The 6,115-nt window shown below is 61.9% G+C and carries 5 protein-coding genes; all 5 read left to right on the top strand.

Annotated features, from left to right (window positions below; translation table 11 throughout):
* The first annotated feature begins 35 nt into the window (after nucleotides 1-35).
* The gene (locus tag ASE04_RS03145; protein ID WP_443216841.1) at nucleotides 36-1,283 is read left to right on the top strand and encodes an ABC transporter substrate-binding protein; all 1,248 of its coding nucleotides are present in this window, start codon (nucleotides 36-38) and stop codon (nucleotides 1,281-1,283) included.
* A 153-nt stretch (nucleotides 1,284-1,436) separates the two neighbouring features.
* A complete protein-coding gene (locus ASE04_RS03140; RefSeq protein WP_056811818.1) occupies nucleotides 1,437-2,384 on the top strand; it encodes a carbohydrate ABC transporter permease in 948 nt (315 codons plus the stop codon).
* Complete coding sequence (locus ASE04_RS03135; protein WP_056811814.1) at nucleotides 2,381-3,325, top strand: carbohydrate ABC transporter permease; 945 nt, start codon at nucleotides 2,381-2,383, stop codon at nucleotides 3,323-3,325. Before ASE04_RS03140 ends, ASE04_RS03135 begins: the two co-directional genes overlap by 4 nt.
* 3 nt (nucleotides 3,326-3,328) lie before the next feature.
* On the top strand, nucleotides 3,329-4,444 hold the full coding sequence (locus tag ASE04_RS03130) for an ABC transporter ATP-binding protein (RefSeq protein ID WP_056811811.1): 1,116 nt from the start codon (nucleotides 3,329-3,331) through the stop codon (nucleotides 4,442-4,444).
* Nucleotides 4,445-4,556: 112 nt separating this feature from the next.
* The gene (locus tag ASE04_RS03125) at nucleotides 4,557-6,107 is read left to right on the top strand and encodes an FAD-dependent oxidoreductase (RefSeq protein WP_056811809.1); all 1,551 of its coding nucleotides are present in this window, start codon (nucleotides 4,557-4,559) and stop codon (nucleotides 6,105-6,107) included.
* Nucleotides 6,108-6,115: the final 8 nt, after the last annotated feature.

Below are 6,115 nucleotides of genomic sequence, written 5' to 3'. Positions count from 1 at the left end.
ACTTGCACGATGGGAGGAATGGCATGGTCAAGTTGATGAGTTCGACGGCGCTTGCGGGATTGCTTTTGCTTGGGGCGAGCGTTTCGCATGCGGCTGACGTGAAGGAAGTGCAGATGCTGCACTGGTGGACGTCTGGCGGCGAGGCTGCTGCGTTGAACGTGCTGAAGGGCGATCTTTCGAAGGAGGGATATGCGTGGAAGGACGTGCCGGTTGCCGGCGGCGGTGGTGACGCGGCGATGACGGCGCTGAAGGCGATGGTTGCGGCCGGCAACTATCCGACGGCATCGCAGATGCTCGGCTACACGGTCCTCGATTATGCCCAGGCGGGCGTGATGGGCGACCTGACGGAGACGGCGAAGAAGGAAGGCTGGGACAAGTCGGTTCCGGCGGCGCTGCAGAAGTTCTCGGTCTATGACGGCAAGTGGGTCGCGGCCCCCGTCAACGTGCACTCGGTCAACTGGCTGTGGATCAACAAGGCTGTGATGGACAAGATCGGCGGCACGCAGCCGAAGACCTTCGACGACCTGATCGCGCTTCTCGACAAGGCGAAGGCGGCCGGTGTCGTGCCGCTGGCGCTCGGCGGCCAGAACTGGCAGGAAGCGACGATGTTCGACTCGATCGTGCTGTCGACCGGCGGCCCTGAGTTCTACAAGAAGGCCTTCAACGACCTCGACGAGGGATCGCTGAAGTCGGACACGATGAAGAAGTCGTTCGACAATCTTGCCAAGATCGTCACCTACGTCGACCCGAACTTCTCCGGCCGTGACTGGAACCTTGCGACCGCCATGGTCATCAAGGGCGATGCGCTGGTGCAGGTGATGGGCGACTGGGCCAAGGGCGAGTTCGTGGCGGCCAAGAAGAAGCCGGACAGCGACTTCCTGTGCTACCGCTTCCCCGGCACCGACGGCAGTGTGATCTACAACTCCGACATGTTCGGCATGTTCAACGTTCCCGACGACCGCAAGGCGGCGCAGGTGGCGCTGGCGACGGCAACGCTGTCGAAGAGCTTCCAGTCGGCCTTCAACGTCGTCAAGGGCTCGGTGCCGGCGCGCACCGACGTTCCCGATACCGACTTCGACGCCTGCGGCAAGAAGGGGATCGCGGATCTGAAGGCGGCAAACGACGGCGGCACGCTGTTCGGTTCGCTGGCCCAGGGCTATGGCGCCCCTCCGGCGATCGCCAATGCCTACAAGGACGTCGTGTCGAAGTTCGTGCACGGCCAGATCAAGAGCTCCGACGAAGCAGTCAAGCAGCTCGTCCAGGCGATCGACGACGCCAAGTAAGTCTGGCCGAGTAAGCCGGGCCAAGTAAGTCGCCAGGTCAGTCCCTGGCGTCAATGACGAGCCCTTCTCCGGCAACCGTCGGGGAAGGTGCGCTCGCCAGTGTCTTTCTGAAGCCAGTACCTTCTGAAGAAAGTGCCTTTCTGGAGAATGCCAATGAGTTCTGTTGCGACAACAGAACCCGCCATCACGCGCGGGACAAGAGCTTCCATTCGAGGGCGGATGCAGGACGCGCTGCCGAAGATCGTGCTTGCGCCGAGCTTCGCGATCACCGTCATCTTCGTCTACGGCTTCATCCTCTGGACGATCTATCTGTCCTTTACCAATTCCAAGACCTTTCCGTCCTACGCGATAACAGGGGCGCGCTCCTACCAGCGCCTCTGGCGGTGGACCTTCGAGAGCGATCCGCCGTCCAGCTGGTACACCTCGATCACCAACATGGGGATCTTCGGCGTCCTCTATATCGGGATCTGCCTGGGGCTCGGCCTGCTGCTGGCGATCCTGCTCGACCAGAAGATCCGCGGCGAGGGCATCCTGCGGCCGATCTTTCTTTATCCGATGGCGCTGTCCTTCATCGTCACGGGCGTTGCCTGGAAGTGGTTCCTCGACCCCGGCCTCGGGCTCGAACAGACGCTGCACCAGCTCGGCTGGACAAGCTTCCACTTCGACTGGATCAAGAACAAGGACTTCGTCATCTACACCGTGGTCATCGCCGGCGTCTGGCAGGCGTCGGGCTTCGTGATGGCTATGTTCCTGGCGGGACTGCGCGGCATCGACGGCGAGATCATGAAGGCGGCCCAGATCGATGGGGCAACGACGGTGCAGCTTTATCGCCGCATCGTCATCCCGCTGCTGAGACCAATCTTCCTGTCGGCCTTCATCGTGCTCGCGCACATGGCGATCAAGTCTTACGATCTGGTGGTGGCGCTGACGTCTGGCGGGCCCGGCGGCTCGGCATGGCTGCCCTCCAACTTCATGTACGAATACACCTTCAAGCGCAACGAGATGGCGGTCGGCTCCGCCAGCGCGGTGATCATGCTGATGACGATCTCGGCGATCATCGTTCCCTACCTCTATTCCGAACTGAAGGAGAAGGCCCGATGAGCGCGCTCTCCACTCCGCTGGCGCCGTCGCGCAGCACCGCAGGCAGCCGCTGGATCAGCCGTGTCGTCATCTACGGACTGCTGATAGGCTTTGCCGTGTTCTACCTGACGCCGCTGTTCGTCATGCTGGTCACCTCGTTCAAGACCATGGACGAGATCCAGAACGGCAACATGCTGGCCCTGCCGCAATCGCCGACGCTCGAGCCTTGGTTCAAGGCCTGGGGCGAGGCCTGCGTCGGCCTGACCTGCGCCGGCATCAAGGGTTACTTCTGGAACTCGATCAAGATGGTGGTGCCGGCGGTGGCGATCTCCACCCTGGTCGGCGCCCTCAACGGCTATGTCCTGACGAAATGGCGCTTCCCCGGCCATACGCTGGTCTTCGGGCTGATGCTGTTTGCCTGCTTCATTCCCTTCCAGTCGGTGCTGTTGCCGATGGCGACGATCCTCGGCAGCCTCGGGCGCTTCGGCGTCACCTTGCAGAACCTGACCGGCTTCTCCTTCGGGCTCGGCAATTCGACCGTCAACCTGGTGTTCGTCCATGTCGTCTACGGGCTGGGCTTCACGACGCTGTTCTTCCGCAACTACTACGAGGCCTTCCCGAGCGAACTGGTGAAGGCGGCCCAGGTCGACGGCGCCGGCTTCTTCCAGATCTTCCGCCGCATCATGCTGCCGAACTCGCTGCCGATCATCGTCGTCACGGTCATCTATCAGTTCACCAACATCTGGAACGACTTCCTGTTTGCCTCCGCCTATGCCGGAACCGGGGATGTCATGCCGATGACGGTTGCGCTGAACAACGTCGTCAACACCTCGACCGGGGTGGTCGAATACAACGTCAACATGGCGGCGGCGATGATTGCCGCGCTGCCCACGCTCCTCGTCTACATTCTCGCCGGCCGCTACTTCGTGCGCGGACTGATGGCGGGCGCCGTCAAAGGATAAACCATGACCTTTCTCAAGATCACCGGCCTCAGAAAGCGCTTCGGCGCCCTTGAAATCCTCAAGGGGATCGATCTGGAACTGGAAAAGGGCGGCTTCCTCGTCCTGGTCGGGCCGTCCGGCTGCGGCAAGTCGACGTTGCTGAACACCATTGCCGGGCTGGAGACGATCACCGAGGGCGACATCCGGGTCGAGGAGCGCAGCATCGCCGACCTGCATCCCTCCAAGCGCGATATCGCCATGGTGTTCCAGAGCTATGCGCTCTATCCGAACATGACGGTCGCAGGCAACATCGCCTTCGGCATGGAGATGCGCGGCGTGCCGGCCGCCGAGCGCAAGCAGGCGATCGACAAGGTCGCCAAGGTGCTGCAGATCGGCCATCTGCTCGAGCGCAAGCCGAGCCAGTTGTCGGGCGGCCAGCGCCAGCGCGTCGCCATGGGGCGGGCGCTGGTGCGCGATCCGAAGCTGTTCCTGTTCGACGAGCCGCTGTCGAACCTCGACGCCAAGCTGCGCGTCGACATGCGCACCGAGATCAAACGCCTGCACCAGACGACGGGCAAGACCATCGTCTACGTCACCCACGACCAGATCGAGGCGATGACGCTGGCCACCAAGATCGCCGTCATGCGCGACGGCGAGGTCCAGCAGTTCGGCACCCCCGCCGAGATCTACAACAACCCGGCGAACCTCTTCGTCGCCGACTTCATGGGATCACCGGCGATGAACCTCCTCGCAGGAACAATCGTCAAGGAGCAGAACGGGCTCGTCGTCTCGCTCGAACGGGCGGGTGGCGAGGCGATGAAGCTTCCGGTCTCGCCGGCGATGATGTCGCTGTCGAACTACGCGAACCGCAACGTCATCTTCGGCATCCGGCCGGAAGCCTTGACCGACCCTGAAGGGGCTGACCGGAATGCCCGGTTCGTCAGCGAAAACGACTGCCTGATCGATGTCGTCGAACCCGCCGGATCCGACACCTTCGCCGTCACCAAGCTCGGCGGCAAGGAGGTGGTCGCAAGGCTCAGGGCCGACGCCCGCATCCGAGCCGGTGAAACCGCACGCCTCGCATTCAATCTCGACAAGGCCGTCTTCTTCGATCCCGAAAGCCAGGTGCGGATAGCTTGAGGCTGNGCCCGCATCCGAGCCGGTGAAACCGCACGCCTCGCATTCAATCTCGACAAGGCCGTCTTCTTCGATCCCGAAAGCCAGGTGCGGATAGCTTGAGGCTGCAATTGCCATGAACGTCACCCCAGACATCGTCATCATCGGTTCAGGCATCGGCGGTTCAACCGTCGCTGCCGGGCTAGCCGCGACCGGCGTTAATATCCTGATCCTGGAGGCGGGCGACCATATTGCCGATCGCCCGGAGAACAGGGATCAAAGAGCAATTTTCCAGCGTGGCCACTTTCGCCCGAAAGAGACGTGGTACGAGGCTGGTGGCGCGGGGTTCAATCCCGGCAACTATTACAATGTCGGCGGCAACTCGAAGTTCTTCGGAGCGGTGCTGTCACGATATCGTGGGGAAGACTTCGACGAGATGGTGCATCAGGAGGGTGTTTCACCAGCCTGGCCGTTCCCCTACGAGGTGCTTGCGCCGTGGTACGGCAAGGCCGAGGCTCTCTATCAGGTCCGCGGTGCTATTGGCGAAGACCCGACCGAACCCCACCATTCCGGCGGGTACGACTATCCACCGGTTCCTGACGAGCCGCCGATCGCGGATTTGCGCGCTCGTTTGAAAAGAAGGGGATTGCATCCGTTCTCGCTGCCGCTTGGCATCGATATCGATCGGTGGCTCGCCAAGGCGAAGACACCATGGGATGCCCATCCGAATTCACAGGACGGGAAGATGGATGCGGAGACGGCAGCCCTTGCCGTTGCCCTGAAATATCCCAACGTCCGGCTCCAGACGAACGCGCGCGTCATCGCGCTCAAAACGGGCAACGGCGATGCCATAGAGTCTGTCGTCTATATCGCCGAAGGCAGGACGCAGACGGTGTCGCCTCGCATCGTCATCCTAGCAGCCGGGGCCGTGCAGTCTTCGGCCCTGCTGCTGCGTTCGGCCAACGATCGCTTCAGAACCGGTCTGGCGAACTCGTCGGACCAGGTTGGCCGCAACTTCATGAACCACAACTCGTCGGCGGTGATCGGCGTATCACCAAAGTTCAAGAATACCTCCATCTATCAGAAAACACTCGCATTCAACGATTTCTATCTGTCTGACGGCGACGGCGGGCCGCCGCTCGGCAACGTCCAGTTGCTCGGTCGCGTCTCAGGCAAGATCCTCAAGGGCTCGCTGCCCCGCGTTCCCGAATGGATACTAGAGCGGCTGACGAAACATACCGTTGATTTCTACGCGATGAGCGAGGATGTGCCCAATCCGGAGAGCCGGGTGATGGTCGATGGCGATCGCATCGTCCTGCAGTGGCAGCGGACAAACTGGGCGGCACATCTCGCTCTTGTCGCCAAGCTGAAGGACATCCTGAGGTCGATCGGCTTTCCGATTGTCCTATCGCGAGCGTTTGACAAGCGGACGCCCTCGCATCAATGCGGAACGGTCCGCATCGGCAATGATCCGGCCTCAGCTCCGCTCGACCCTTTCTGCAGGGCATACGACCACCAGAATCTGTTCGTCGTCGACGCGAGCTTCCTGCCGACATCAGCGGCCGTGAACCCGGCGCTGACGATCGCCAGCCAGGCGCTTCGGGTCGCCAATCATATCGCTTCAAAGGACCTGGGAGCCGACACGTCTGTGGCTGTGCCGACGGGTCCTGCCGAGCAATCGTTTTAGCATTCAAC

The sequence above is a fragment of the Rhizobium sp. Root708 genome, assembly GCF_001429725.1.
In the GTDB taxonomy this organism is placed as follows: Bacteria; Pseudomonadota; Alphaproteobacteria; order Rhizobiales; family Rhizobiaceae; genus Rhizobium.
Note: the sequence above shows the minus strand (reverse complement) of the source record. Positions and strands in the feature narration are given on the sequence as shown.

Coding starts and splice junctions, on each gene's coding strand:
- ASE04_RS03145 (WP_443216841.1), top strand. CDS start 36: ATGAGTTCGACGGCGCTTGCGGGATTGCTTTTGCTTGGGGCGAGCGTT.
- ASE04_RS03140 (WP_056811818.1), top strand. CDS start 1,437: ATGAGTTCTGTTGCGACAACAGAACCCGCCATCACGCGCGGGACAAGA.
- ASE04_RS03135 (WP_056811814.1), top strand. CDS start 2,381: ATGAGCGCGCTCTCCACTCCGCTGGCGCCGTCGCGCAGCACCGCAGGC.
- ASE04_RS03130 (WP_056811811.1), top strand. CDS start 3,329: ATGACCTTTCTCAAGATCACCGGCCTCAGAAAGCGCTTCGGCGCCCTT.
- ASE04_RS03125 (WP_056811809.1), top strand. CDS start 4,557: ATGAACGTCACCCCAGACATCGTCATCATCGGTTCAGGCATCGGCGGT.